The 25,011-nt window shown below is 40.7% G+C and carries 21 protein-coding genes, 1 other RNA gene and 1 pseudogene; 12 read left to right on the top strand and 11 right to left on the bottom strand.

Translation table 11 applies throughout. From position 1 onward, the window contains the following. Nucleotides 1–175 precede the first annotated feature (175 nt). The gene (locus tag PL9631_RS01280; protein WP_083616223.1) at nucleotides 176–844 is read left to right on the top strand and encodes a glycoside hydrolase family 108 protein; all 669 of its coding nucleotides are present in this window, start codon (nucleotides 176–178) and stop codon (nucleotides 842–844) included. Here the strand turns inward: PL9631_RS01280 and PL9631_RS01275 are convergent, their stop codons facing one another. Together PL9631_RS01275 and ruvB are read right to left on the bottom strand one after the other, a co-directional pair. Next, nucleotides 845–2,209 (bottom strand): YegS/Rv2252/BmrU family lipid kinase, encoded by a 1,365-nt coding sequence (locus tag PL9631_RS01275; protein WP_083616222.1) that lies wholly within the window; start codon nucleotides 2,207–2,209, stop codon nucleotides 845–847. It abuts the gene before it with no gap. Between the two features lie 49 nt (nucleotides 2,210–2,258). Next, a complete protein-coding gene (ruvB, locus tag PL9631_RS01270; protein WP_407947567.1) occupies nucleotides 2,259–3,308 on the bottom strand; it encodes a Holliday junction branch migration DNA helicase RuvB in 1,050 nt (349 codons plus the stop codon). 318 nt (nucleotides 3,309–3,626) lie between these two features. On the opposite strand from ruvB, the gene PL9631_RS01265 reads away from it, so the two are divergent. Continuing rightward, on the top strand, nucleotides 3,627–5,240 hold the full coding sequence (locus PL9631_RS01265) for a HEAT repeat domain-containing protein (RefSeq protein ID WP_083616220.1): 1,614 nt from the start codon (nucleotides 3,627–3,629) through the stop codon (nucleotides 5,238–5,240). A gap of 184 nt (nucleotides 5,241–5,424) precedes the next feature. Here PL9631_RS01265 and PL9631_RS01260 read toward each other — a convergent pair whose 3' ends face one another. Then, nucleotides 5,425–5,910, bottom strand: a complete 486-nt coding sequence (locus tag PL9631_RS01260; protein ID WP_083616219.1) for an allophycocyanin subunit alpha-B — start codon at nucleotides 5,908–5,910, stop codon at nucleotides 5,425–5,427. A gap of 523 nt (nucleotides 5,911–6,433) precedes the next feature. Here PL9631_RS01260 and rlmD point away from each other — a divergent pair. Next, nucleotides 6,434–7,825: a 23S rRNA (uracil(1939)-C(5))-methyltransferase RlmD gene (gene rlmD, locus PL9631_RS01255; protein WP_083616218.1), complete on the top strand. Its 1,392-nt coding sequence runs from the start codon at nucleotides 6,434–6,436 to the stop codon at nucleotides 7,823–7,825. A gap of 464 nt (nucleotides 7,826–8,289) precedes the next feature. Here the strand turns inward: rlmD and PL9631_RS01250 are convergent. The 3 genes and pseudogenes from PL9631_RS01250 to PL9631_RS01240 form a co-directional block, all read right to left on the bottom strand. After that, nucleotides 8,290–9,094: pseudogene (locus tag PL9631_RS01250) on the bottom strand (transposase). 85 nt (nucleotides 9,095–9,179) lie between these two features. Beyond that, entirely contained in the window at nucleotides 9,180–9,509 is a 330-nt protein-coding gene (locus tag PL9631_RS01245) for a hypothetical protein (RefSeq protein ID WP_083616216.1), read from the bottom strand. Between the two features lie 190 nt (nucleotides 9,510–9,699). Then, the gene (locus PL9631_RS01240) at nucleotides 9,700–9,987 is read right to left on the bottom strand and encodes a hypothetical protein (protein WP_083616215.1); all 288 of its coding nucleotides are present in this window, start codon (nucleotides 9,985–9,987) and stop codon (nucleotides 9,700–9,702) included. A gap of 161 nt (nucleotides 9,988–10,148) precedes the next feature. On the opposite strand from PL9631_RS01240, the gene lpxD reads away from it, so the two are divergent. From lpxD to PL9631_RS01220, 4 genes are all read left to right on the top strand, one after another. Continuing rightward, nucleotides 10,149–11,195, top strand: a complete 1,047-nt coding sequence (lpxD, locus tag PL9631_RS01235) for a UDP-3-O-(3-hydroxymyristoyl)glucosamine N-acyltransferase (protein WP_083616214.1) — start codon at nucleotides 10,149–10,151, stop codon at nucleotides 11,193–11,195. Between the two features lie 619 nt (nucleotides 11,196–11,814). Next, the gene (locus tag PL9631_RS01230) at nucleotides 11,815–12,213 is read left to right on the top strand and encodes an AbrB family transcriptional regulator (RefSeq protein WP_083616213.1); all 399 of its coding nucleotides are present in this window, start codon (nucleotides 11,815–11,817) and stop codon (nucleotides 12,211–12,213) included. A 23-nt stretch (nucleotides 12,214–12,236) separates the two neighbouring features. Continuing rightward, nucleotides 12,237–13,130 (top strand): CPBP family intramembrane glutamic endopeptidase, encoded by an 894-nt coding sequence (locus PL9631_RS01225; protein WP_083616212.1) that lies wholly within the window; start codon nucleotides 12,237–12,239, stop codon nucleotides 13,128–13,130. A gap of 2 nt (nucleotides 13,131–13,132) precedes the next feature. Then, the gene (locus tag PL9631_RS01220) at nucleotides 13,133–13,948 is read left to right on the top strand and encodes a radical SAM protein (protein WP_083616211.1); all 816 of its coding nucleotides are present in this window, start codon (nucleotides 13,133–13,135) and stop codon (nucleotides 13,946–13,948) included. A gap of 87 nt (nucleotides 13,949–14,035) precedes the next feature. Here the strand turns inward: PL9631_RS01220 and PL9631_RS01215 are convergent, their stop codons facing one another. After that, on the bottom strand, nucleotides 14,036–15,118 hold the full coding sequence (locus tag PL9631_RS01215) for an IS630 family transposase (protein WP_083616166.1): 1,083 nt from the start codon (nucleotides 15,116–15,118) through the stop codon (nucleotides 14,036–14,038). A gap of 45 nt (nucleotides 15,119–15,163) precedes the next feature. On the opposite strand from PL9631_RS01215, the gene PL9631_RS01210 reads away from it, so the two are divergent. Beyond that, a complete protein-coding gene (locus tag PL9631_RS01210; RefSeq protein ID WP_083616210.1) occupies nucleotides 15,164–15,505 on the top strand; it encodes an AbrB family transcriptional regulator in 342 nt (113 codons plus the stop codon). 191 nt (nucleotides 15,506–15,696) lie between these two features. Then, nucleotides 15,697–16,087, top strand: a transfer-messenger RNA (tmRNA) gene (gene ssrA / locus PL9631_RS01205). Nucleotides 16,088–16,506: 419 nt separating this feature from the next. Here ssrA and PL9631_RS01200 read toward each other — a convergent pair. From PL9631_RS01200 to PL9631_RS01190, 3 genes are all read right to left on the bottom strand, one after another. After that, complete coding sequence (locus PL9631_RS01200) at nucleotides 16,507–16,989, bottom strand: thiol-disulfide oxidoreductase DCC family protein (RefSeq protein ID WP_083616209.1); 483 nt, start codon at nucleotides 16,987–16,989, stop codon at nucleotides 16,507–16,509. A 125-nt stretch (nucleotides 16,990–17,114) separates the two neighbouring features. Then, entirely contained in the window at nucleotides 17,115–18,581 is a 1,467-nt protein-coding gene (locus PL9631_RS01195; RefSeq protein WP_083616208.1) for an ATP-binding protein, read from the bottom strand. Beyond that, nucleotides 18,578–19,261, bottom strand: a complete 684-nt coding sequence (locus tag PL9631_RS01190) for a response regulator transcription factor (protein WP_083616207.1) — start codon at nucleotides 19,259–19,261, stop codon at nucleotides 18,578–18,580. Before PL9631_RS01190 ends, PL9631_RS01195 begins: the two co-directional genes overlap by 4 nt. Nucleotides 19,262–19,406: 145 nt before the next feature. On the opposite strand from PL9631_RS01190, the gene PL9631_RS01185 reads away from it, so the two are divergent. The 3 genes from PL9631_RS01185 to serS all read left to right on the top strand — a co-directional run bounded on the left by PL9631_RS01185 (nucleotide 19,407) and on the right by serS (nucleotide 22,809). After that, entirely contained in the window at nucleotides 19,407–19,925 is a 519-nt protein-coding gene (locus tag PL9631_RS01185) for a ferric reductase-like transmembrane domain-containing protein (protein ID WP_197046215.1), read from the top strand. Nucleotides 19,926–20,201: 276 nt separating this feature from the next. Next, on the top strand, nucleotides 20,202–21,422 hold the full coding sequence (locus PL9631_RS01180) for a WD40 repeat domain-containing protein (protein ID WP_197046214.1): 1,221 nt from the start codon (nucleotides 20,202–20,204) through the stop codon (nucleotides 21,420–21,422). Nucleotides 21,423–21,531: 109 nt separating this feature from the next. Continuing rightward, complete coding sequence (gene serS / locus PL9631_RS01175) at nucleotides 21,532–22,809, top strand: serine--tRNA ligase (RefSeq protein ID WP_083616205.1); 1,278 nt, start codon at nucleotides 21,532–21,534, stop codon at nucleotides 22,807–22,809. A gap of 82 nt (nucleotides 22,810–22,891) precedes the next feature. Here serS and PL9631_RS01170 read toward each other — a convergent pair whose 3' ends face one another. Beyond that, the gene (locus PL9631_RS01170) at nucleotides 22,892–24,754 is read right to left on the bottom strand and encodes a chloride channel protein (RefSeq protein WP_083616204.1); all 1,863 of its coding nucleotides are present in this window, start codon (nucleotides 24,752–24,754) and stop codon (nucleotides 22,892–22,894) included. Between the last annotated feature and the right edge of the window lie 257 nt (nucleotides 24,755–25,011).

Below are 25,011 nucleotides of genomic sequence, written 5' to 3'. Positions count from 1 at the left end.
GGGCAGGGGAGGCAGGGGAGGGAAACTTTTGCTATTACCCATTCGTAATTCGTAATTCGTAATTCGTAATTACCCATTACCCATTACCCATTACCCAAATCTGCTATCCTAGACTTTGGCTTGTTAGTGTCGAGTGTGCTAAATAGCTGTGGTAAATTTCATCCCCTCTAAACCTATGAATTGGCAGCAAATGCTCCCTGGAAAACTGAAAACCAAACTCAAGCCCCGGGCGATCGCTGGAATGGTGTTATTGACCGTAGCCTTTTCAGTTGTGATTGGGAGCCAAAGTTGGGCAAGAAATAAAATTAGAAGTGATTATGAAACCAAATTATTTAATGCGGCTTTAGGATTTACCCTCTATTTTGAAGGGGGATTTAGCGACCATCCCTCGGATATTGGGGGGAGAACCTATCGCGGAATTACTCAAGCAGAATATAATGTCTATCGTTCTAATCGAGGCTTACCTGGCTTAGATGTTAGTCAAATGTCGGAGACAGAATTAATTGAAATTTATAATAGTTACTGGCAGGGAAGTGAAGCCGCAAAAATGCACCCATCCCTGGCTATTGTGATGTTTGATACTTCTGTCAACTTTGGAATTAATAACTCAATTACTTTTTTACAACAAGCATTAGGACTCCCTCAAACTGGAGTATTTGATCAAGAAACTCGGGAAGCCTTAGAACGAGGAAACAATCAATATACAGCCCTGCAAATTGTTAATGAACGAATTTTATATCGTTATAAACGGGTGCAAGAAAATCCCAGTCAAATGGCATTTTTTCACGGTTGGTTAAGTCGAGATTATAGTTTATGGGGTTATGTAGAAAAGATTAAGAACTAATCAGAGTAACTCCGATCCCAATATTGGCTCCTGCTTTCCTATTTGATCAATAGCAATTGCCTCAATAGCTTCTATATTCTCAACTGTTGCTACGGAGAAAAAAGCGGGAGTTATAATCGTTAATCCCCGAGGAACACATTCGACTTCTATCGGTGTTGTGCCAATAATTTCCCCATCTACCACCACTTTTTGAGGGGGATTGGTAGAAATTTTAATTCGTTGAGCTCTAAATCCGATCATATTATCCCGTTGAATTTCAACTTTCAGTAAACCCGCCCCCAATAAACCCATCATTCCCGCCACCGCCTGCATTTTATTCACCGGAGATGTATAGATTAAAACCTCTAATAATCCATCATCAGGAACAATTTGTCCCAAACCTTGAGCTAAAACCGAAGTAGCAGGGGCGACATTAGCAATGGTAATGGCGGCGGCTTCGACTTGATTAATTTCGCCATTGATTTCAATGGTCGTTTCAAAGTCTTTTTGTTCTTTTAATTGTTGCCATCCGGCCATAATATAAGCTAAGGGCCCCCAGCGTTTTTTCGCATCTCGATCGGCTTTATTTACTGTTTCCGCTTCAAACCCAATGCCCGCTAATAAAATCATCGGTAAACTATTACAATAAGCCATATCAACGGTACGGGTTAATCCCGCAATAATGACTTCACAAGCCCCTTGAACATTTGTTGGAATTCCTAAAGCCACCGAAAACGCATTGGCAGTTCCCCGAGGAATAATTCCCAAGGGAATATTAGTATTCATCACAGCCCCGGCTACGGCGGAAACCGTACCATCTCCCCCCGATGCAATCACTAAATCCACATTTTGTTCTAGTGCATCTTGAGCTAATTTAGTCGGATCAGTTTCTGCTGTTGTTAAGCAAACTTTCAAGTGAAAATAGGGTTCTAATAATTGCCGAATTAATAATAAATCTTGATTGGCATTCCCGACCCCAGCAACGGGATTAAAAATTAAATGGGCCGAACGAGTTCGTCGCAGTTGCACAAAAATTGCTTCGGCGGTTCCAATATTAGTGGCGATCGGAATATTATAGATATTGCAAACTCTTAATAAATTTAAAAATGGGAATTCATAAAGATGGGTTTGGGTGAATTCTACTAAATAAATAACCGCTATAATTTCTTCTCCGGCGGTGATTTTAGAAGCAATGACAATATCTCCCCCTTGTCGTAAAGGCAAAAGCGTCTCAACCTTTAACCAGGTCTGTTGAGTTAAAGCTGTTGCGATATTGTCTAAACCAACCAGATGATAATGGGCAAGAATATTCGCGTGTTGAGTTACAAAGCTGACTAAATTTTGTTGCTGAGTTTCGTCAGCTAAGATAAAAATCGTCCCTGGCATAATTCACCGATGATTATTTCAATTATTATTATAACTAATTTAACTGTTTTCACTGCTCATCTAATCCCAAATGTTTCCAAGCCGCAGGCGTCGCCACACGACCTCGATTTGTCCGTTGAATAAACCCAATTTGCATTAAATAGGGTTCATAAACTTCTTCAATAGTTTGGGTATCTTCCCCCGTAATTGCCGCCATGGTTTCTAATCCCACTGGCCCCCCATTAAATTTTTCAATGATGGCCGTTAACATATTTCGATCCGTCCAATCTAATCCTAGGGGATCAACATTAAATACTTCCAAAGCAATATTCGCCACTTCTGCATCAATTTCTCCTGTACTTTTCACCTGTACATAATCCCGAACTCGACGCAATAAACGATTAGCAATTCTAGGTGTTCCCCTAGCCCGTTGAGCAATTTCTATCGCTCCTTCTGGAGTGATCGGAGTATTTAATAACTTGGCACTTCGTTGAATAATTAAACTTAATTCGTCCACTTCATAAAAGCGTAACCGTTGAATAATGCCAAAGCGATCGCGTAGGGGAGCCGTGAGGGAACCAACCCGAGTTGTAGCGCCAACAATCGTAAAAGGTTTCAGGGGAATACTCCGAGTTTTTGCCGATCTTCCCTGACCAATGGTAATATCTAATCTACAATCCTCCATCGCCGGATATAGAATTTCTTCCGCCACTTTAGATAACCGATGAATTTCATCAATAAATAAAACTTCCCCAGGTTTTAAACTGACTAATAATCCGGCAATATCCCGAGGTTTTTCTAACGCTGGAGCCGTGGTAATTTTACAAGTTACCCCCATTTCCGAGGCTAAAATTAAGGACATGGTGGTTTTTCCTAATCCCGGCGGGCCATATAATAATAAATGATCTAAAGGTTCCTGACGGGATTTTGCCGCGGCGATCGCAATCGATAAAACCTCTTTTAAATCCTTTTGTCCCACATAATCTTCTAAACGATGGGGTCGGATTTTTTCATCCTGTTGACGATTAATTTCTTCCTGGGGTGTCGCCTCGGCTTCTAACAAATAATCCAATTCATCCGTTGGCTCACTATTCTTAGATTTTCTGGATTTTTTAGCCATCGGAGCCGCCAACCCAGACAATTCATCGGAGGGTTCGGGTTCAGGAGACTGCTTTTTTGAAGAAATAATCGCCATAATAGACTTATGCCATACCGGGGCTATGGGTTCCAACTTTAGCAGGTTTTGGGATAAATCGGGTCTGATCCTCCCTGAAATATTTAAACTTTCATACTGGGCTCAAGGAGTTGGAGTTGAAAACCAGAGCCTTTTAAACTGTTATCTGAATCCAGATCAAGATAAGATGAGATTAATCTAAATCCTCTAGTTCTTAACTTCAAACTCCAAGATCCAATCATTTTTCTGGGCTCATCCAACCTAATGACTCCTTCCTACGATATTGAAATCCTAAAAAAACGGCTGCATCAGTTGAGTGATGAACAACTCAAACAAGACTATTTGCGGGGTGTATTGACGTTTGATTTTCTCGCAGAGGTATTGGGGGAGGTTGACTCGGAAGAATTAATTCTGCAACTGGTGAGTTTGGGTTTGAAATTAAATATCATTCAAGGAATACTATTAACAAAAAATGTTAAATCTGAATTTCAAATCAAGGCTTTTTCTCTGGTACTCCAGTTAAATATTCCCCTGGCTTTAAAAATTCGTCTGTTGGGACAAACCCGTTCACCCCTATTACTCTCTTGGTTTCTCAAAGGATTACATCATAATAATGAAACCGTCAATGCTTGGTCAGCTTGGGCGATCGCTCAAATCGGTCAGGCTGCTGAATCTTCCCTATTAAAAGCTTTAAAAGATCCCCAACAAAAAGTCCGTCTCTGGGCAACTTGGGGGTTAGGAGAAATTGGAAGCGATCGGGCAATTCGAGGATTAATTCTGGCTCTGCACCATGAAGATAGCCAAGTTCGTTGGCGAGCAGCCAGTGCTTTAGGAAAAATTAAAAACCGTTTAGCCACAACAAAATTAAGAGAAATTTTAGTCTCCGATCGCGATCATTATGTCCGAGGTCGGGCTGCAACTGCCTTAGGGAATTTAGGAGGAGCCGCGGCAATTATTGGGTTAAAAAATGCCCTCGATGATCAGGAATTTTATGTTTATACTAATGCCGTTTATGGTTTAGAAACCATCGGCGATTCCTTTGCTATTAAGGTACTTTTACAAGCTCTTAATCATGGTAATTCAGATGTTAGAATCCGTGTTGTTGAGGTCTTAGGTCGAAGTGGAGGGGATTTTATTGTTAATAAGTTGCTGAATAAAATTCATGATCCCGATCCATTTGTCCGGGCAAAAGTGGTTGAAACCATTCAATCTATGAATACCCCTTTAGCTATTGGAGGGCTAAAAACCGCCTTGAATGATACGGATATTTATGTACGCTCCTGGGCAGAAACGGCTTTGGAAAAATTAGATTCTCCCTCACCAACAACCCTATTTAAAATATTATTTGATTCTGATATTACTTCTCCCCATGCTAATTTACCTAAACTCTGGATTGCTTCTAGGGCAGAAGCAGGTGAATATATTTTACAAAAATCTCGAGGAGCAAATATTCACCATTTAATTTCCATCGGTAGTCCGGGTAGTGAACTGCCTGAAGGGTTTGATCAAGTTCCGAATCGATTGCGATTAGAATTTGATGATATTGACACCCCCTGCCATGATCCTGAATATGTTTTACCCAGTCTTCAACATATTTTAAAAGCCCTTCATTTTATGAAGTCTGTGCGTGGCCATCAAGGAGATTTATTAATTCATTGTCAAGCGGGAATTAGTCGCTCAACTGCGATCGCTTTTACCCTATATGCCTATGGTTTAGGAATCGGAAAAGAAGCAGAAGCCCTCAATTATATTGTGGCGGTGCAACCCCAAGCTATACCGAATCAATGGATTGTGGAATTAGCCGATATCGCCCTAAAACGAGGAGGCAGATTAATTCAAACCCTACGCAATTATCGCCGTTCTTTTCCTAATTCTTGAGGGAATAGGGAACAGGGAACAGGGAATAGGGAATAGGGAACAGGGAACAGGAGTAATACTTCTCGTTATTTCATATCAGTCGTAATTCGTAATTCGTAATTCCCCATTCCCTGCTATATACAAAAAATCCGTGAAGACGGACACTAAGTGCATCTTCACAGAGACCTGAAAACCAGGCTGAAAACTAAGACATGGCTTGAATGATAAAGTCAAAGTAGGGGGCTGCTTCCTTCGCGTCTTCGTCATCAAGTAACGATATAGACGCTTCCTTGAGACAACGAACCGCTTCCACCATCCCAGGCATCGGAACACCCAAAGAGTTATACATATCTTTGACACCGATTAAACCAATGTCTTCAATGGGATCTTTATCACCCGAAAGAACTCCATAGGTAATTAACCGCAGATACCAGCCATAGTCCCGAAGGCATAGGGCGCGTTCGCGTGATCCAGAGGCATTACCACCGGGGGCAATAAAATCAGGACGTTTTTTCCACAGTTGGTTACTAGCACGCTCTACAATCTTCTTTTCATTATCGGCAAGGGTCGAAGCAATTCGCACGCGCTGTGCACCCGTTTTTAAAAAGTCATTGATGTTTTTGAGTTCACCAACACTAGGATAACGGAGTTCATCGTCAGCTTTGAGAATAACTTGGCTAATTACTGTCATCTAAACCTCAAGAGCTATTAAAGTTTTTCAAGATACCATTAAGTAGTTTACCGACTTGAGGGGAACAGGGGAAGTCATAACCCCGTAAACTTTCGCCCATCCTGATCAAAGTGGGGTGGAAACACCTGTGCAAAGTCGTGGAGAGCGGGCAAGGTCAAGAGTTATCTGCCCAGGTTCAGTATGAATAACCTTAACAATTCTTAATTTTTAACCCCCAACGGTTAAGCAGTCATCAGTAATCAGTTATCAGTCATCAGTTATCAGTCATCAGTTAAGAATCAGTCATCAGTTAAGAAGTAGTGGGCAGTTATTTACACTAAAATAAATCTATACTTTATTGTTTACTGTTTAGTGTGTAGGGGCAGTTTCTGGGGAGATTTTTTTTAAATAAACTAAAATCTTGATCAACTCACTGATGACTGATAACGGGTTCAAACGCGCCCATAGCGTGAAGGCAGTCTCTACACTGGTACAGACGTGCCATGGCGCGTCTCTACACTGATTACTAATAACTGAATTACTAATGTGGCAGCAAGGGCAACAAGTTGAAGTCGAAATCACAGATTTGACCGATGAAGGTAGTGGCGTCGGTCGTTACCAAGAGCGGGTTATATTTGTTCCTGATACGGTTCCTGGCGATCGGGTGCGGGTGCGGTTAGTGCGGGTAAAAAGCAAATATGCAGAAGGCAAGTTAGACCGGCTTTTAAGCCCATCAACTGATCGGATTTCCCCTCGATGTATTGTGGCGGATAAATGTGGGGGATGTCAGTGGCAACATATTGATTATGCGCTGCAACTGCAAAGCAAGCGAAATTTAGTGGTTAAAACCTTAGAAAAAATTGGAGGATTTATCGATCCTCCGGTGGATCAGGTGTTAGCAGGAGAGTCGGAATTAGGATATCGCAATAAAGTTACCTATCCCCTAGGACGGTCGGCAACGGGTCAAGTTCAGGCGGGTTACTTCCAAAAACATAGCCATCGTTTGGTTAACTTAAATCAATGTCCGGTACAGGATCAACGGCTAAATCCTTTACTGGCTAATGTGAAACAGGATATTCAAAACCGGGGATGGTCGATTTATGATGAAGCCCTACATCGGGGCAAACTTCGCCATCTATCCCTGAGAATTGGACGGCGTACCGGGGAAATGTTATTAACCTTAATTGCCACCCAAGCCAGTTTACCCGGACTGACCGAACAAGCGGAAACTTGGTTAGAACAATATCCGGGGTTACAAGGGGTTTGTTTAAATCTGAATCCCGATCAAACTAATGTGATTTTTGGTCAGGAAACACGCTGTTTAGCGGGTCATCCCTATTTAAAAGAAGAATTTGGGGGGTTAACGTTTTTTCTGGGCCCCGATACGTTTTTTCAAGTGAATACGGAAGTGGCGGAAGGGTTATTAGAAATCATGCTCCAGGAACTTAATTTACAAGGAACTGAACGCATTGTTGATGCCTATTGTGGGATTGGAACCTTTACTTTACCCCTAGCTTCCTATTTATTGAAAAAACAAAAAGGTTCAATTCAGCCCTCCGATCTTCCCCAGGTCATGGGTTTAGAAGTCCAAGAAACCGCCATAGAACAAGCTCGAAAAAATGCAATTTTTAATCAGCTTGATCAGGTAGAGTTTAAATTAGGAACGGTACAAAAGTTGTTACCCAACTTAGGATATAAACCGGATGTTGTTTTGCTTGATCCACCCCGAAAAGGATGCGATCGCACGGTCTTAGAAACCTTACTGTCACTGCAACCGCAACACTTAATTTATATTAGTTGTAGACCCGCCACCCTAGCACGAGATCTGAAGATTTTATGTGAAACTGGAGTTTATGAATTAGTGCGGGTACAACCTGCGGATTTTTTCCCACAAACGTCCCATGTTGAGTCTATGGCGTTTTTAAGACGTTTATAAACAATTCGGATCTATGTGTTCAGAAATCGGGTTTCTTCCGTCATCGTTGCGAGGTTCTACCTTGCAATGCTTTCTGGCAGGCTCCGCCTGCTATTCAACGGAGGCGGAGCCTCTAAGATAGCATTCCCTGGTAGAACCAGGGAACAAGGGGCAAACCCGTCGAAGTACCTGTCCCGACCCTCTGGCTCGTACCTGCTACGATCGGCACTGCGGCAATACCTGGGATTGCTGTACCACGAACCTCCGCGTAACACCCGGTATTGAGTATTTCCGCCCGACTCCCAAACGCTACCATCAGCAGGCGCGCCATTATAACAGGACTTACGCAAGGACGCTATATATAGCGCATTATTCAAACAGAAGGGCAATATGCGTCCGGCACGCTACGCGATGGTGATGCCGCCATCTGTCGGCATCGCGCTGATAATAAAGAGAATCAATCTGTGTTTGAACTGATGAGTAAACTAAATAAAAGAAAGTTTTAGAGAGGGATGTTTAAGCTCTTGGCTCAGGTAATCTGCTAATAAACCAGCTTTTAACTGATAGACAGTTTGAGAAACTTTCTTAGCCATACGAGTCAGAAAAACCCAAACTAATAAAGCGCAAGCAATGTGGTTTTTTTGAACACTCGCTTTACGGCATTGACAAGATTCTATCCCGGTTAATTGTTTAATTTCTCGGTGGAATTCCTCAATTTTCCATCGCAGTTTACATTCAGATATGACCTCATCTATTGAAGACTGATTTAAATCATTTGTAGCTACATATTCCGTTCTGTTGGCAGAAACAGTCACCCGAAATAGTTTGACCTTTTTATATGAGGGGAATTTATTTATTTTGATTAGCTTTCCCTGTTTTTCTTCAATTTCAGACCACATTAACTGTTCAATAGGCTGATATTTTTTTTGACCTCCTGTATCATCAACCAGCCGGTTTTTTTTGAGCGGAACATAATAAATTTTCCCTAAATTATCAATCAAAGCCATTAACTTTTGCGCTGCATATATATTGACGGCGGACAAGTTCAATTTTTGAGGAAAATCTTTTATCGAGTACCGTATCATCAAAAACCAAACAAGCTTCCGGATGGCTCTGAAGTTCTGAATGCACTTTTTCCCAAATCACTTCGGGTGTTAAGTTTTCTGAATTCAAGTAACGATTAATTGTATCATGGCTAAACTCTTGAATATGTGCAGCAAAGTTAGTTAGAGTATAGTTGATTTGGCTACTCAGGAGATATTGGCAATAGTCTAGATAATTAATGCTCATATTTTTAGGCATGAATTCTGATGCCATTTTAACATTCATTATTATCCGTTTCGAGATTTCTTTTGGGCCAGCGATCGCTAACTCCTTAGTACGCTACATATAGCGTCACTGCGTAAGTCCTGTCAATATTACTTTTTTGAATCTCTAGGTTAACGCTTTGGATATATTCTTGTAGTTCTTTTTGTCGTTGATGATTGAGTTGTGCTTGTTCGGCTTGAAATTCTCGATTTTCTTGATTTTTAATATATTGTAGTTTAATTTGTAGTAATTGAATTTGTTGTCGTTTTTCCTCCATTGCCGCATTGTTGACTACAACGATATCCGTATTTATCCTTTGGCCATATATCAGGGATTTTTGAAGCACAAATCGAGATACCAGTTCTAAACCCATATTCAACAATTTCCAATCTTCCATTTTTCCATTTCCTGTTAATAAATTTCCGCCGTTGTTGGGCTTTAGCCCATTCTTCTTGAGGACTCAAGCCTAACAACAAGTCCAGAGGGGGCTAAAAATAAAAAGCCCAACAACAAATCCAGAGAGGGCTAAAGCCCAACAACGAATCCAGAGAGGGCTAAAGCCCAACAACGAGTTCAGAGGGGTTAAATTATTCTAAGTCCGTCCCATTAGGATGAAATTCTGTAGTTTGAGGGTCAAGATCGGATATAAAAGATGAGTGCAAACCTTGATAATATTCCCCGTTTTCAAAGGAGTTAGAGAGATCAAAATGAGGATGATGGGGGTCGTAACCATTGAAATCAGGGATAGACATAATATTATGGTGGGTCTGTTCGGGAATAGGGGGTTGATGAGGATCGATTTCTAGGGATTGGATCAGATGATCAAAGATAGAGTCTAGGTTATATTGTGAGCCATTGTCGAGAGAATTATTCATTTTATCAGTTCGGTTCGGTGAATGCAGGAGAACTTAGGCGATCGCTTGTTTATTTTTTTTTGATCAAAATTTGTTAACAGGAGATCAAATTAATAATATAATTGATCCGATTCCACTGCGGTGAAATTTTAATTTCCTACCTCTGGTATTTTTTCCCAATAATGAAGTTTAGTGAACTGGTTGAAAAACTCAACGCTGGAATTACCGCCCATAGTTTGATCCATGATCCGACCCTTAATCCTGATATTCAAGGAGTGGCGGCGGTAGATACAGCAACTTCTGGAACCCTGAGTTATATTGAGGGGTTGAAATTTGCTTCTTCTGTGCAGGTTTCTGCGGCGAGTGCGTTGATTTTGCCCTTAGATGAATCGTTGCAAAATCAAGCCACAGCAGGGGGGAAGGCGTGGATTTCCGTAGCAAATCCTAGGGCTTTTTTCGCCCAGGCGATCGCTTTGTTTTATCAACCCTATCAACCCCAACCGCAAATTCATCCGACGGCGGTGATTGATCCGAGTGCAAAAATTGGAGCAGAAGTTTATATTGGCCCCCATGTGGTGATTCAAGCCGGAGTAAGTATCGGAAATCGGGTGTGTTTACATCCGAATGTGGTGATTTATCCGGGGGTAAAAATTGGCGATCGCAGCATTTTACACGCCAATTGTACAATTCATGAACGCGCCCAAATTGGTTGTGATTGTGTAATTCATAGTGGGGCTGTGATTGGGGCTGAAGGCTTTGGTTTTGTGCCGACGGATGGGGGTTGGCTAAAAATGGAACAATCGGGAATTACGGTTTTAGAAGATGGGGTAGAGGTGGGATGTAATAGTACAATTGATCGTCCGGCGGTGGGAGAAACCCGCATCGGAAAAGCCACAAAATTAGACAATTTAGTTCATATTGGTCACGGTTGTACCGTGGGTCAAAATTGTGCCTTTGCGGGTCATGTGGGATTAGCGGGGGGCGTCACCGTTGGCAATGGGGTGTTACTCGCGGGTCAAGTCGGTATTGCTAATCAAGTTAAGGTAGGGGATGGGGTAATTGTTACCGCCCAATCTGGGGTTCATAATAATATTGCACCGGGGGAGGTGGTTTCTGGTTCTCCAGCGATCGCCAATAAACTCTATTTAAAAACGGCTGCTGTTTATAGACGACTACCCGAACTTTACCGCTCTTTAAAAGCATTAGAACAAATTATTAAGAACCGTTGAGCAGAGGGAGCAGGGGAGGCAGGGGAGGCAGGGGGAGCAGGGGGAGCAGAAGCAGTGCGAACGTCCTCGCTCGCTGAATATCACCGAAAACCCATAAGCCATAATTCATTCGTAATTCGTAATTCGTAATTCGTAATTACCCATTACCCATTACCCATTACCCATTACCCATTACCCATTACCCCTTCGTAATTCGTAATTCGTAATTCGTAATTCCCCTGTGGTATTGATCTGCTTTGACGGCGGATCTTTTTTAATGGGATGGGACGGTGAGGATAGAGCATTTTTACCCGGACAGAAGACTGTCTCAAAAAATTGCTTAGGTGTGAGTCTGAAGCACTAAAAGAGAATGGCCATAGAAATTTCAAGACAAAAACAAGAGATAGGTTTAAGTACCATCGAATAAGTCAATCTTGCCCGATTCAATGATAACGGGATTTTTAAGTCCTGCTTTTTTGCCCTGGGGGAAGATGGTGATTCGGTGTAGGGAAAGATTTGTAACTGATAAAAAAAATATTTGTCAAATTGATGTATTTAAGTATATATTATTTCTTATAACTCCAAAAAGTTTAATTGGATAAAAATTACCCCATAGAGAAGTAAGGAGATTAAGAAGAACATGAATAAACCTGCACCGACTCCCTTAACCGGAAAGGCTCTGCTTCAAAAAGTAAAAGAACTGTCTCATATGCCTCGGCGTGAAACAGCAAAGCTGTGCGGTTATTACAGCACGACAAAGGACAACCAAGTGCGTGTGAATCTCACGGATTTTTATGACGCAGTGCTCAAAGCACGGGGTATTCCGCTCAGTCCCGATGGTACAAAAGATGGTCGGGGTCGGGAAGCAACTTATATGGTGAGCGTTCACAAAAATGGTCAAATTGTGATTGGTTCAACCTATACCAAAGAAATGGGACTTAAACCCGGGGATGAGTTTGATATCAAGCTCGGATACAAGCATATTCACCTGATTCAAGTCGAAAATGGTAAAGATGCTGGCGGTGACGAAGAAGAGTAAATTCTACCACCTGAGCCATTAAAATGACGTTTTCATGGCTGGTAAATGCACCAACCCCGATTAAAATTATAATTTTTTTTGGGGTGTGGATGGGTCTATGGATGCCAATTGCTGTTATCAGTGCGATCGCTCTCAATTGGCGTCCACCTCAACCCCTAAATGAAACCCAAAAGTTGGGGTTACTGGCGCCCCTTTATGGAATTGCCCCGATAGTTTTATGGAAAATTAGCCAAGTTCAGGGTCAATCCTTCTGGGATTATGGTTTAAGTTGGCGATCGCAATTTTTTAAATCCACTGCCATTGGTTTCGGTCTAGCTATTATCAGTCTGATCCTCTTGTTTGGATTTCAATTTGTTTTAGGTTGGAGTCATTGGCAACCCAAAGACTCGAAACCCACAGATGAACAGTCATCGACCTTAAATTCCGATCTGCACCCTATAAACCGGGGGATTGAGTTAGGGAAAAAAGTATCTATTTTACTGCCGATTTTGCTGATTGCTGTCTGGATTAGCAGTACGGAGGAGTTAATATTTCGAGGATTTTTACAAAAACAATTACAGCAAGATTATTCCTGGTTTGTGGCGGCGACCGTCGCCAGCTTGATTTTTGCCTTCAGCCATCTGCTTTGGGAAGTACGCAACACCTTACCCCAATTACCTGGACTGGCGTTGATGGGAATGGTTTTGAGCCTAGCTTGTTTGTGTGATCAAGGTTCTTTAGGTCTAGCCATCGGACTGCACGCGGGTTGGATTTGGGGAATTACGAGTATGGATACCCTCGGGACTGTTACCGCATCTGAGAAGGTTCCAGAATGGGTGACGGGGTTAGGAGATAAACCCTTAGCGGGTGCGTCAGGAATTGTGATGTTGCTGTTTGTGGCTGGCTTATTGGGAATTATTTATCAAAAAATGGGTTAATTATGATAACTGCAAAACCCTCCCCCTCAGAATTTACCCCGGTTTATGGCCCTGTATCTTCATGGCGATATGGGAAATCCTTGGGAATTGATCCGATTGGTGAGATTTCGACCTGTTCTTTCAATTGTGTTTATTGTCAACTGGGAGAAATTGAACTTAAAACCGAGCACCGCCGAATTTATGTTCCGACGGAGCAGATATTACAAGCATTAACAGAATTTTCCCCGTGGGATGTGGATGTGATTACTTTAAGTGGGAGTGGAGAACCAACCTTGGCGGCAAATTTAGGGGAAATTCTGATGGGAATTAAAACCCTAACTCAGCGTCCAACTTTAGTATTAACAAATGGTACAACTTTATGTGATCCGCAAGTTCGAGAACAATTAGCTTTAGCCGATCGCGTCTCTATAAAACTCGATGGAATTTCTACCGCCCAACTGCAACGAGTAAATCGACCTGTAACAGAGATTAATCTCAGCCAGTTGCTGAGTGATATTCAAGAATTTAGTCGAATTTTCCCCGGAGAATTGGGACTACAAACCATGCTTTTATCTCCTTGGTCAGAGTCAGAGCGCCAAGAATATCTCCGTTGGGTAAAAGCGATCGCACCCGCAGAAATTCAACTGAATACTCCCACCCGTCCGAAACCGTTAAAACATGAATTAGCGGGACGGGGAAATCATTCCCCACTGGAAAACCTACCCTATGAAGCCAGAAAACTAAAATCCGTTATTCCATCTGTTTTACAAGATTTTGCCCAAGAAATTCAGGAGCAAACGGGTATTCCAGTTCGCTATGCTCCGGTTTTTACTTTATAGGATTATGAATTACAAATTACCCACTTAATCATAATTCTTTTGGTAAGTAGGTGGTCATAAATAAAGTCAATAATAGAAAAAGATTGTTTAGGATAATTCTTGAGAGTTACTCAGGGAATTAAATCGCAAGCGATCGCAGGTACAATCATTTCTTTCGTTTCTATCTTCAATGGCTTGAATCACAGCTTGGCTCAAATCATATTCATCTTCAAACATTCTTCCCGCCAGTTCATGAGTTTTTAATTGATGCCATTCTGGTTCGATTTCATTCAATTCAGGGCTATAAGCAGACAGGAAGAAAAATTCTAATTTTTTGTCTTGCCACTCCCTTTCTTTTTCTTGTATTTTTTGACTTTTATGGACACTGTAGTTATCTTGAATCAGTACGGTAATTTGTCGAGTATTTTGAAAATGCTTTTCAGCTTTTTCCGCTTGCCAATCTATAAATTTTATGTAATTCTCACTTGTAATTCCTGACAAACTTAAACCGTACTCAAAACTTTTTCCTTTTTCTAATACTCCAATTACATTCAATCTTTTTCCTCGCTTTTTCGTCTGGTTTATTTGTTTCTGCTTCCCCTTTTTTACATAGGTGTAACTCACAGGACTCCATAAACAAAAACCTGCCTCATCTAAATATTTTAATCTGACCAAACCCTCTTCTTCATAACGCTTTAACGTCTCCAAATCTCTTTTCTTGCTCGCTGTTTTTTCGGGATTCTGTTTTTTCTTTAAACTGGCTTTTGTTCTTTTCCAGCGCCAGTCTTTTTTTTTTAAGATTTTTCTAATTCTTTCTGCGCTTAGTGCGATCGCTCTCTCTCGCAGAAGTTTTTCCGACAGTTGACGGCTATTATAAGTTCTTTCATCTGACTCTATACAAGTTTCTAAATATTCTATATCTTCTTCTTTCCACCTCCGTTTTCTTCCCGAACGAGGAGCATCAAATAATCCTTCTTTTTCTTGATTTATCCATCGAGTTATTGTTTTTCTTACCATGGCTTCTGAACACCTTAAAGTCTGGGCTATTTTTGAGACCATCCATCCTCCATCACTAAACATTAATATATCTATTCTCTGCCTTGTTCTTTTCGGAACTTTCTCTTGCTGATACAGAGTTAGTAGCTCTTGTTTTTCTTCTTCTGTTAGTTGAATTCTTAACCTCAGTGGCATGACTATTCCTCTGATATTTCTTCATTTCTTATTTTAACTCTATTTATGACCACCTACTTACCACGACGGGAAACGGCGAGATTGTGCGGGTATTATACCCAAACAAAAGATAACCAAAGCCGCGCCAATATGACGGAGTTTTACGATGCTTTATTGGCGGCTAAAGGGATTGCTTTAGATCCGCGAGCAAGCAAAGATGGACGCGGCAGAGAAGCCAGTTATCGAGCTTGTGTTCATAAAAATGGTTCTCTGGTGATTGGTGCGAATTATACCGAATCCATGGGATTAGAAGCGGGAGATCAGTTTGAAATTCGCTTAGGTTCAAAACATATTCATCTGATTCAAGTAGGTGCTCAATCTGAAGAAGATATCCTTGATGAAGAATAATTTCTTGAGTCTGATTTAATGGGTTAAGGTTGGCTTGTTTAATTTTAAGAACCCGCATCCACAAGCTACTGTATTTTCAAGTTTAGAAGCTAACCTTCCCGATAAAAATTTTAAAGCGATAAATAATTGGGTGGACGAAAGGAAAAAACTTGACGATCGCCAAAATATTATGTACTATAGTAAATATGTAAGGGGCATTACTGGTTTCGACAGGGCAAGGAAAGCTACCAAGTGATGCAGGCCGAGAGTGAGTCAACTCTCGTAAATCAAGACTCAAACAAAAACGTAACTGCGAACAACATCGTTCCTTTTGCTCGTAAAGCGGCTACTGTTGCTGCCTAAACACCTCTAGTAGGTTCGAGCGTCTACTGTTTGACTCCGTTAAGGACAATAGACAAACCCCCAACGGATGCTCTAACTTAGTTTCTTTGGTTGAAAAGTTAGCTAAGATTTAACCATTGCATCCCACCCTTCGGGATAATGAGGGGTTCCCGCCTTGAGGATTAGAAAGGCTAAGTCTGTGAATGAGCGAGGAGTAAATACTTGTTCTGGACATGGGTTCGATTCCCATATGCTCCATTCCCCTATACTCTTAAAACCACTTAGGAAAATTCCTGGGTGGTTTTTGGTTTTGGCTAGAAACCGACGGGGTAGTGTGTTGATAGTAACTCGCGATTTCCGAGCTATGGGAAAGGAAATGACGCACTAAAATTTCTTTTTCGGGTGTGGGGGAATGGGAATTAACCCAGTCGGGTAATTTCGTCAGAGTTACACAGATCATACAGGCAGTCAGCACCAAAAGACCATATTGGAGGATGGGTCGATTCGGGAGTCTATTCTTCAGGTTGAAAGACAGCATAGGAATTGAAAACTAAACAAAAATCTCCCTATCAGTTCATACTGCGGGAGATAAATTCAGGGTGCATCTACTTAATAATTGAACTATAACACATAAAATGATGGGTGTCACCCCCTATTGCTAAAACCCCTTATTTTTTTGATCATTCAGGCTGACAACGGCATTCTGTGGAGGTTTGCGAGGTTAAAGCTTGCTGACGCTGTTTGATTAAGGTGGCTAAATTGGGACGTCCAGTTAGGGCCAAACGCCAATCTGCCCAAATTTCATAGACTGCGTTGATGATTGAGCCAATTAAGGGCCAGCGAGTCGGTGCATAAATCCAGCCCAGTCCGATAACTTGGTAAACTCGATAGAAAACCTCTACATTTTGCAGAATTGTCCCATCGGGAAGTAAGGCGTGAATTCGTCCCATGGCGGCTTCAAAGGTAATATCCCCATGATCTTCAGGGCGATAATTAAGATCACTAATATCAACAAAAGCAATTAATTCCCGTCCGGCGTCCCGTTTCTGCAAAAAATTCACCTCTCGCAAACATAGGGGACATTCACCATCATAAAGGAGTTTAATTTTCCAAGCGGTTGATGTTATGGGGGATGGGTTAATAGTTTCTAGGTTTTGATTCATAAAAAATAATTACAATTTTTGAGTATAAGATAATAATGGCATAATTGCTGTAGGGGAAGGTTCGCAAAGATCTATAAGACTGATCCGAGATTTAATTAAACCTGCCCCCAATATTATAATTAATCTCAAGCTTTGGGAAGGGTAAGAGTGAAGGCGGTTTGACCCAATTGAAGCGAATCTAAAGTCAGATCTCCTTGATGGGCGCGGGCGATTTCCCTGGCTAAACTTAATCCTAATCCGATTCCTTCTATTTGGCGAGTTCGAGCCGGATCGCCGCGATAAAAGCGATCAAATAAACGATCTCGATCTTTAATATGAATATCTTTAGAGGCATTACTAACATTAATTATCACCTTTTTTCCTCGTTGATAGCTTTTGATTTTGATCCAACCTTCAGGAAGATTATATTTTATGGCATTACTAATTAAATTTTGGATAACCTGGGTTAATAAATCCTGATCTCCTAAAACAATTAATTCCGGATCAATTTCAGTTTTAATGGTTAAATCTGGGTCTAATAATTCTATATCTTCCATCATGTCTAATAACACAGGATATAAATTAACCCTGGTTTGATATATCCGCATTTGTCCAGCATCTGCTAAGGATAATAATAATAGTTTTCGGGTGGTTACTCCTAACCGTCTAACTTCATCAAGGAGATGACTTAATGCTTGTTGTGTAGATGATTCTGTTTCGGCTTTTTGTAACATTTGTTCTAGTTCTCCTTGAAGAATTGCTAGGGGAGTTTTAAGTTCATGGGCGGCGTCGCCACTGAAGCGAGATGCTTGTTTAAAGCTACGTTCTAAGCGTTCTAACATTTGATTAAATACTTGAATTAATTCTACAAATTCCATATCCGTTGTGCTGACAGGAACACGCTGATCTAGTCCTTGAACTGTGACTTGTTGGATACTTTTTGTTAATTCTTGAATGGGACGTAATGCACTGCCAGCTAAAGCCCAAGAACCTCCAGCAATCAGTAATAATAAAATAGGAATTGATACTAAGAAACCATTGCGAACCGAGGTCATTTCCTGATCAATAATACTCAAATTAACAGCGATCGCCACTTTTTGATGGGGAAAGGTGACTAAACCGACGCGCCACAACCCCGTAGGAGAGCGTCGGGTGATGATTTTGAGTTGAGGGGGAGGGGGAGGAAAACGGTTGTGAGGAAGACGAGGGGGGCGAGGAAGACGAGGAGAGCGAGGGGGGCGAGAAAAATCCGAATCATGGGGAAAATCGGGAGGGTGGGGAAAATCGGGAAAATTGGGAAAATTGGAAACTTGAAGGTTGAGGTCTGACCCATTTATTGATTGATATCGGGTATAACCGTCTCTATCAAGTACCCAAATTTTGATTGGGGTATCCTTAAAATCATGGGTTAATTGAGTTTCATAAATGGGTAATGAAGGTTGCTCTTGTAGATGGTCAGTTTCTAATAATTTATTTTTAAGTTCTGCGTCTAAACGGCCTAAATAAGCATGATAAATTAGACCCCAAAATACTAAACTAAAAGCGATTAAAGAAGCCCCGGTAAGGATTGCTGATAATAGAGCAATACGGACTCGAAAAGATTGGTGTTTCATGATTGTGACTCCGGTTTACAAAAGCGATAACCAACACCCCGCACACTTTCAATACAATCATTTCCACCAATACCATCAATCTTTTTTCTAATCCGTTGAATACAGACATCTACAACATTTGTATTCGGGTTGAAATCATAACCCCAAATGTGTTCTAATATTTGGGTGCGGGTTAATACTCGTCCGGGCGATCGCATCAAATATTCTAATAAGTTAAATTCCCGAGCGGTAAGTTCAATAATCTGTTGATTACAAGTCACTTCTCGAGTAATTCTATCTAATTTTAGGGGCCCATAAGCAATTATATTTTGGCGTTCACCAATATTTCTACGGACGACAGCATGGATACGAGCGATTAATTCTTCGACAAAAAAAGGTTTAGAAATATAGTCATCTGCACCTAAATTAAGTCCTTCGAGTCGGTCTTCTAATTCATTGCGGGCGGTCAGCAGAATCACAGGAATATTGCGTCCGGCTTTGCGGAGACTTTTGAGAATAGATAATCCATCTTTTCCCGGGAGCATAATATCGAGAACAATAACATCATAGTCGTTGTTCATCGCTTGTAAATACCCGTCATCGCCGTTGTCGCAATAGTTGACAACAAATCCTTGTTCTTTCAGACCCATTTGTACAAAGTTGGCGATTTTGGGTTGATCTTCAATCAACAGAACATTCATAATTTTAATGAGGATTTGATGAGAGTTTACTTAATAATAGTTTAATTAATGGTTTTATAATATTACAAATTTGTAATCTAGGGAAGTGGAAAACCGTAATGATAGCTTGGCTTAATAGACATATCAAGAATTAGGGAATTGAGCCATGCAACTGCTTGAATTTGATCCGGTTTCCTTTGCTGCTGTCTTAGGATTTTTAGCCGTTGGAGCTTATATTTTAACGTTACTTCCGACGACTTTAAGAATTGTTTTTCCAGCGACAACAAAAAGCGGGATTCCTAAATGGTTATTAAAATATCGGCGTTGGATTGGTCTTTTATCCTTTTGTTTGGCGGTCGGTCATGCTTATATTTATTTTAAACAAAGAAATTTTGATTTGTTGGATATTAAAACCTATTGGTTCTATTTTCAAGGGGTTTCAACGTTGACTATTTTTACTTTATTGGCAATTACTTCTAATCATTGGAGTATGAAAAAACTCAAGAAAAATTGGAAGAAATTACAACAGTTAACCTATTTAGCGATGTTTTTATTAACTTGGCATATTTGGGCAATTATGGCTCATCATTGGACATATTTAACTCCAATTGGAATAGTAGCAATGTTAATTATTATTGTTTTATTTCTCTATCGTCAATGGATTGTTCAGTATAGCAGGGAATAGGGAACAGGGAACAGGCAGGAAAAGAGTTCTCTGTGCACGGTTTTAGTATCAGTCTATCTCCTAACTGCCTTGACGACTGCTATATCATCAGCAGGATTTCTTTAGTCTATAATATTAATGGAGTCAGATTCGATGTTTTTTAAACCAATTAACTGGAAAATTTCAACGGTTTTATGGCTTACAACCGTAATGATTACAGGTGTTTATTTGAACCCAAAATTATCAGCGTCAAATTCAACATCATCCCAGCCAAAATCTAGTTTGTATTTACCTTCTATGCAAACTTTAAGAGATGATTCAGGATGGATTTATGCGATCGCAATTACTCCCGATGGTAAAACATTAGTTAGTGGAGGATATGGCGGTTTAATGAAAATTTGGGATACCCAAACAGGTCAATTACAAAAAACCTTAAATGCTCACGTTGATGCAATTGAATCTTTAGCCATTAGTCCTGATAGCAATTTGGTTATTAGTGCCAGTTGGGATAATGAAATTAAACTCTGGAATCTGAAAACGGGTGAACTTATTCATACCCTTAAAGGTCATACCGATGATATTAAAACTATTGCTATTAGTCCCGATGGAAAATTGCTGGCTTCTGGGAGTACAGATAAAACAATTTGTCTGTGGAATTTGTCTAATGGTAAACTGATTAAAACCCTAGAAAATCAGGATTGGGTAAAATCTCTTGCTTTTAGTACCGATAGTCATACTTTAGCAGCCGGAAGCGAAAATGGCAATATTACCATTTGGTCTTTAATTGACGAGGGAAACTACATTTTAATGCAGCATTCTGGGGCGGTGCAATCCCTAGCTTTTAGTCCCGATAGTCAGATGTTAGCCAGTGGAAGTGCTGACCATACGGTGAAATTATGGCAGTTTAAAACCGGGAAAGTTTTAAGAACATTAAATCATCATTCCGCCGCCGTTTTGTCTGTTGTTTTTAATCCCAAAGGGGATATTTTAGCTAGTGGGAGTTATGATAAAACGATTAATTTATGGAATCCGAATACTGGGGAATTGTTAAAAAAATTATCCGAGCATAAAAATCCGGTTTGGTCATTAGCCTTTCATCCTACAGGTACGGTTTTAGCAAGTGGAAGCGGAGATGAAACCATTAAATTTTGGTCAATGAAAACCCGGGAAAACCCGATTTATGCCGCTTCCCAAGCTCAAATTAAAAAAGCACCTGTAATAATCACAAAACCCGAATTAATTCAAGACTTAAATCAACAACTTTATGCTATAATCGATCAACGTTGGCAATCGAATTTAATGATTAGTGATTTATTACTTTATCAAGTAACTTTAAACGAACAGGGAAAAATTATCAAGTATCAACCTTTTAACTCCGCAGCAGTTGAGGAGATGCAAAAAACTGCCCCTATTTTCCAACCAGATACTCAATCACAGTCTGAATATATGGCTCAATTTAAGGTGGTATTATCTCCCTCTGGAATGCTAGAAGTTAGTCCTTGGGAGGGGTGGAAATAGTTTCTAACTCTATAACTTTTAAGTTTTCTTTTGTTTAATGTTCCCTCAATGCAGTAAACTATAAAAATGAACCAACCCTTAAAAATCCAGCAGTCTTGAAGGAAATGCCGTGTTAGATATCAAATTAATTCGGGAAAATTCAGCCGCAGTGCAAGCGCGCCTAAATTTACGAGGCGAGTATGATTTGCAACCTATTTTAACCTTAGATGAACAACGTCGCCAACTAGAACAAGAACGAGTGGTATTACAAACCCGGAGTAACGATATTGGTAAATTAGTTGGGGATAAAATTAAGTCAGGATGTGACCCCAAAGGCGAAGAAGTTAAAGAATTAAGAGAAGAAGGTCAACAACTGAAAATAAAGTTGAGTGAATTGGAACCAAAAGAAAAAGAAATTGATGCTCAAATCACTCAATTATTATTACCTATTCCGAATTTACCCAGTGAATCAACTCCGTTGGGAAAAGATGAACGGGAAAACGTAGAAATTAGACGTTGGGGAGATGAATATATTCCTACAAATCCCAATATTTTGCATCATGCGGATATTGGGGAAAAACTGAATATATTGGAATTTAAACAGGCGGTTAAAGTTGCCCAAGCGCGATTTGTAGCTTTAAAAGGGGCGGGTGCAGCCCTAGAAAGAGCGTTAATTCAGTTTATGTTAGACCGCCATACAAATAACGGTTATTTGGAAGTTATTCCCCCCTTATTAGTGAATAGTACCTCCTTAACGGCAACGGGACAATTGCCTAAATTTGCGGAGGAAAGTTTCAAATGTGACTCCGATGATTTATGGTTAATTCCCACATCTGAAGTATCGGTAATGAATTTGTATCGAGATGAGATTTTAGAAGCGGAACAATTACCGATTTATCACTGTTCCTATACCCCTTGTTTTCGTCGTGAAGCGGGAAGTTATGGCCGGGATACTAGAGGTTTAATTCGGTTACATCAATTCAATAAAGTGGAAATGGTAAAACTGGTTCATCCTGATAGTTCAGAAGCCGAACATGAGAAATTAGTACAGGATGCTGAAGGCGTTTTACAAGCATTAAAATTACCCTATCGGGTGATAGAATTGTGTACGGGAGATTTAGGATTTTCGGCAGCAAAATGTTATGATATTGAGGTTTGGTTGCCTTCAGCCGGAACCTATCGAGAGATTTCTAGCTGTTCCAATGTTAGGGATTTTCAAGCCCGACGGGCTAATATTCGGTTTAAGGAAGCGGGGAAAAAAGGTACACAATATATTCATGCCTTAAATGGTTCCGGGTTAGCCGTGGGTCGAACCATGGCCGCGATTTTAGAAAATTATCAACAACCCGATGAAACTATCCGTATTCCTGAAGTTTTACAACCCTATTTAAGACGGGAAATCCTCTAATTCGTAGTGAGCCCTTCAGGGCTCTCTATCTCTTACCTATTCAGGGGTTACTACAAGTATTGACTAACCCCTAAAGGGGTTACTACGAGTTGGGTAAATAGGGTTGTAAAGCATCTTTGGTAACAGCAATATTACAAGCTAAAGCAATTTGTTCTTTTTCAATAATCCCAACCAATTGACGCGGGTGTTCCCGGGTGACAACGGGTAACTGGGGTAAATCCCTGGCCGCCATCCGTTCTAAGGCGACCTGAACGGGTTCATCTTCATAGGCACAGAGGATTTCTGTTGTGCAAATTTCCTTTAATATTTGCTGTCCTAATGCTAAAGAAGAATCGGGGTTTGTGGCTTGAAAAATCGAACGGCGGATATCTGTAACCGTGATTAATCCAGCTAATTGAGAGGTTTCATCTAAGATTAAAGCCGTATGACAATTCAGTTGTACCATCACCGCACCTGCCTCTAAAATCGGCATCGAACAGGGAAGGGTTAAATAGGATTGACCCATCACCTCAGAAATTCTAATGGTTTGTAAGATTTCTAATTCATTAGGTCGTTCTAAATAAACCCCCATTTGTGGTAAATTTAATCCCGAATCCGATTGATTAGATTGCACCAAATCCACAATTAAAACACTCACCCCCACCGCCGCCATTAAGGGTAGAATAATTAGATAATTTTGAGTCATTTCAAATAATAATAAAATCGCCGTTAAGGGCGCTCGCACACTCGACGCTAATACCGCCGCCATTCCCACCATGGCATAGGCAGCCGGGGGAGCAATATCAGGTAGAAAGGGGTGTAATAATCCCCCTACGGCTTGCCCATAGGTTGCTCCTAATGTTGCCCCAATAAACATCGCCGGAGCAAAAATTCCTCCCACTAATCCACTGCCCAAACTAACGGAAGTGGCAAGAATTTTTAGGACTAATAAAATCATTAATAAATCTAAGGAAAATTGCCCCTCTTGTAATAGGGCTTGAATTGTGCCATAACCCGGGCCGAGAATATGGGGAAATTGAATCGCAATAATTCCGACAAATAATCCCCCCAACATCGGATGTAAGGTGCGAGGAATTTTAGTTAAACAGAAGAAAGCCGGAACTTCTCCGCGAAAACAACGCTGAGAAAATTTAATCGCTTGGGTATAGGCTAAGGAAACAAAACTGGCTAAACAGCCTAATCCTAAATAAAGTAATAATTCCCAATTGCTACGAACCTCATAAACCGGGGGAGAAAAGGCTGGATGGTCACCAAAAACAATTCGAGCAACGACAGAAGAAACCACCGAGGATAAGAGAACTAAACCCACCCCCGAAGCCGCAAAACTTGAGCCTAAAATCACTTCCAAAGCAAAGAAAACTCCAGCAATGGGAGCATTAAATCCGGCGGCTAATCCGGCGGCGGCTCCTGCGCCTAATAATAGGCGATAGCGCTCTTTAGAAACTTGAAAATTTTGCCCTAAAATTGCTCCTAAATTTGCCCCAATTTCCACACTCGGCCCCTCGGGGCCCAAAGAAGCACCCGTACCTAAAGAAATGGCCGCGGCTAACAGTTTAATAAAGGGTCTAAATGGAGAAATAATTTGGATTCTTTGAGTATTAATTAAAGAAGAAATTCCCTCACCAAAAAATTCCTGATAACGATAGCGAATTAACCCGACAATTAGACCGCCAATCGGTGGAATTAATGCTAATGTCCACAGACCAAATGGCATAGTTAAGCCCATAAAATCTTCTAGGGTTAACCGTTGTAGAAGTTCCACTAATCCGTGAAACATCACCATGACCAATCCCGTCCCCCCGCCAATTAAAAGGGCAAAGATTAAAATTAAGACTTGCGGGGGAGGTTGTAAACGGTTTAATAAGCTGGTTAGGCGGTCAGAAACGGAGGGAAGTTCGGGTTGCTGCGGCAGAATGCCCTCATTGTTGGGCAGAGTGGTTGTCATTAGGATTAATTCACAAATAATCTTTATAAAATTTAAAACAAGTTCTAACCTTTGGAAGCATTAAAACTTCAATAACGTACTCATTCGTATAGAACAGATACTTCAAGTTTATAGATTAAATTCCCAAGACCCTACACAGAAAAAAATACACCACTGTATCCCGCCTGCTGCTGATTACCCGCCTTGGGTTTCTAATCTTTATCTTAAGTACGGCTATTTCCCGTTTTTTATTCGTTAAAACCGAATTCATTCCGGCG

It is taken from the genome of Planktothrix paucivesiculata PCC 9631 (assembly GCF_900009265.2).
Taxonomy (GTDB): domain Bacteria; phylum Cyanobacteriota; class Cyanobacteriia; order Cyanobacteriales; family Microcoleaceae; genus Planktothrix; species Planktothrix paucivesiculata.
Note: the sequence above shows the minus strand (reverse complement) of the source record. Positions and strands in the feature narration are given on the sequence as shown.

Coding starts and splice junctions, on each gene's coding strand:
- PL9631_RS01265 (WP_083616220.1), top strand. CDS start 3,627: ATGACTCCTTCCTACGATATTGAAATCCTAAAAAAACGGCTGCATCAG.
- PL9631_RS01200 (WP_083616209.1), bottom strand. CDS start 16,989: ATGAATCAAAACCTAGAAACTATTAACCCATCCCCCATAACATCAACC.
- lpxD (WP_083616214.1), top strand. CDS start 10,149: ATGAAGTTTAGTGAACTGGTTGAAAAACTCAACGCTGGAATTACCGCC.
- PL9631_RS01170 (WP_083616204.1), bottom strand. CDS start 24,754: ATGACAACCACTCTGCCCAACAATGAGGGCATTCTGCCGCAGCAACCC.
- PL9631_RS01280 (WP_083616223.1), top strand. CDS start 176: ATGAATTGGCAGCAAATGCTCCCTGGAAAACTGAAAACCAAACTCAAG.
- PL9631_RS01225 (WP_083616212.1), top strand. CDS start 12,237: ATGACGTTTTCATGGCTGGTAAATGCACCAACCCCGATTAAAATTATA.
- PL9631_RS01180 (WP_197046214.1), top strand. CDS start 20,202: ATGCAAACTTTAAGAGATGATTCAGGATGGATTTATGCGATCGCAATT.
- PL9631_RS01215 (WP_083616166.1), bottom strand. CDS start 15,118: ATGCCACTGAGGTTAAGAATTCAACTAACAGAAGAAGAAAAACAAGAG.
- PL9631_RS01245 (WP_083616216.1), bottom strand. CDS start 9,509: ATGGAAGATTGGAAATTGTTGAATATGGGTTTAGAACTGGTATCTCGA.
- PL9631_RS01275 (WP_083616222.1), bottom strand. CDS start 2,209: ATGCCAGGGACGATTTTTATCTTAGCTGACGAAACTCAGCAACAAAAT.
- PL9631_RS01190 (WP_083616207.1), bottom strand. CDS start 19,261: ATGAATGTTCTGTTGATTGAAGATCAACCCAAAATCGCCAACTTTGTA.
- PL9631_RS01230 (WP_083616213.1), top strand. CDS start 11,815: ATGAATAAACCTGCACCGACTCCCTTAACCGGAAAGGCTCTGCTTCAA.
- PL9631_RS01220 (WP_083616211.1), top strand. CDS start 13,133: ATGATAACTGCAAAACCCTCCCCCTCAGAATTTACCCCGGTTTATGGC.
- rlmD (WP_083616218.1), top strand. CDS start 6,434: ATGTGGCAGCAAGGGCAACAAGTTGAAGTCGAAATCACAGATTTGACC.
- PL9631_RS01195 (WP_083616208.1), bottom strand. CDS start 18,581: ATGAAACACCAATCTTTTCGAGTCCGTATTGCTCTATTATCAGCAATC.
- PL9631_RS01185 (WP_197046215.1), top strand. CDS start 19,407: ATGCAACTGCTTGAATTTGATCCGGTTTCCTTTGCTGCTGTCTTAGGA.
- PL9631_RS01240 (WP_083616215.1), bottom strand. CDS start 9,987: ATGAATAATTCTCTCGACAATGGCTCACAATATAACCTAGACTCTATC.
- PL9631_RS01260 (WP_083616219.1), bottom strand. CDS start 5,910: ATGACAGTAATTAGCCAAGTTATTCTCAAAGCTGACGATGAACTCCGT.
- PL9631_RS01210 (WP_083616210.1), top strand. CDS start 15,164: ATGACCACCTACTTACCACGACGGGAAACGGCGAGATTGTGCGGGTAT.
- ruvB (WP_407947567.1), bottom strand. CDS start 3,308: ATGGCTAAAAAATCCAGAAAATCTAAGAATAGTGAGCCAACGGATGAA.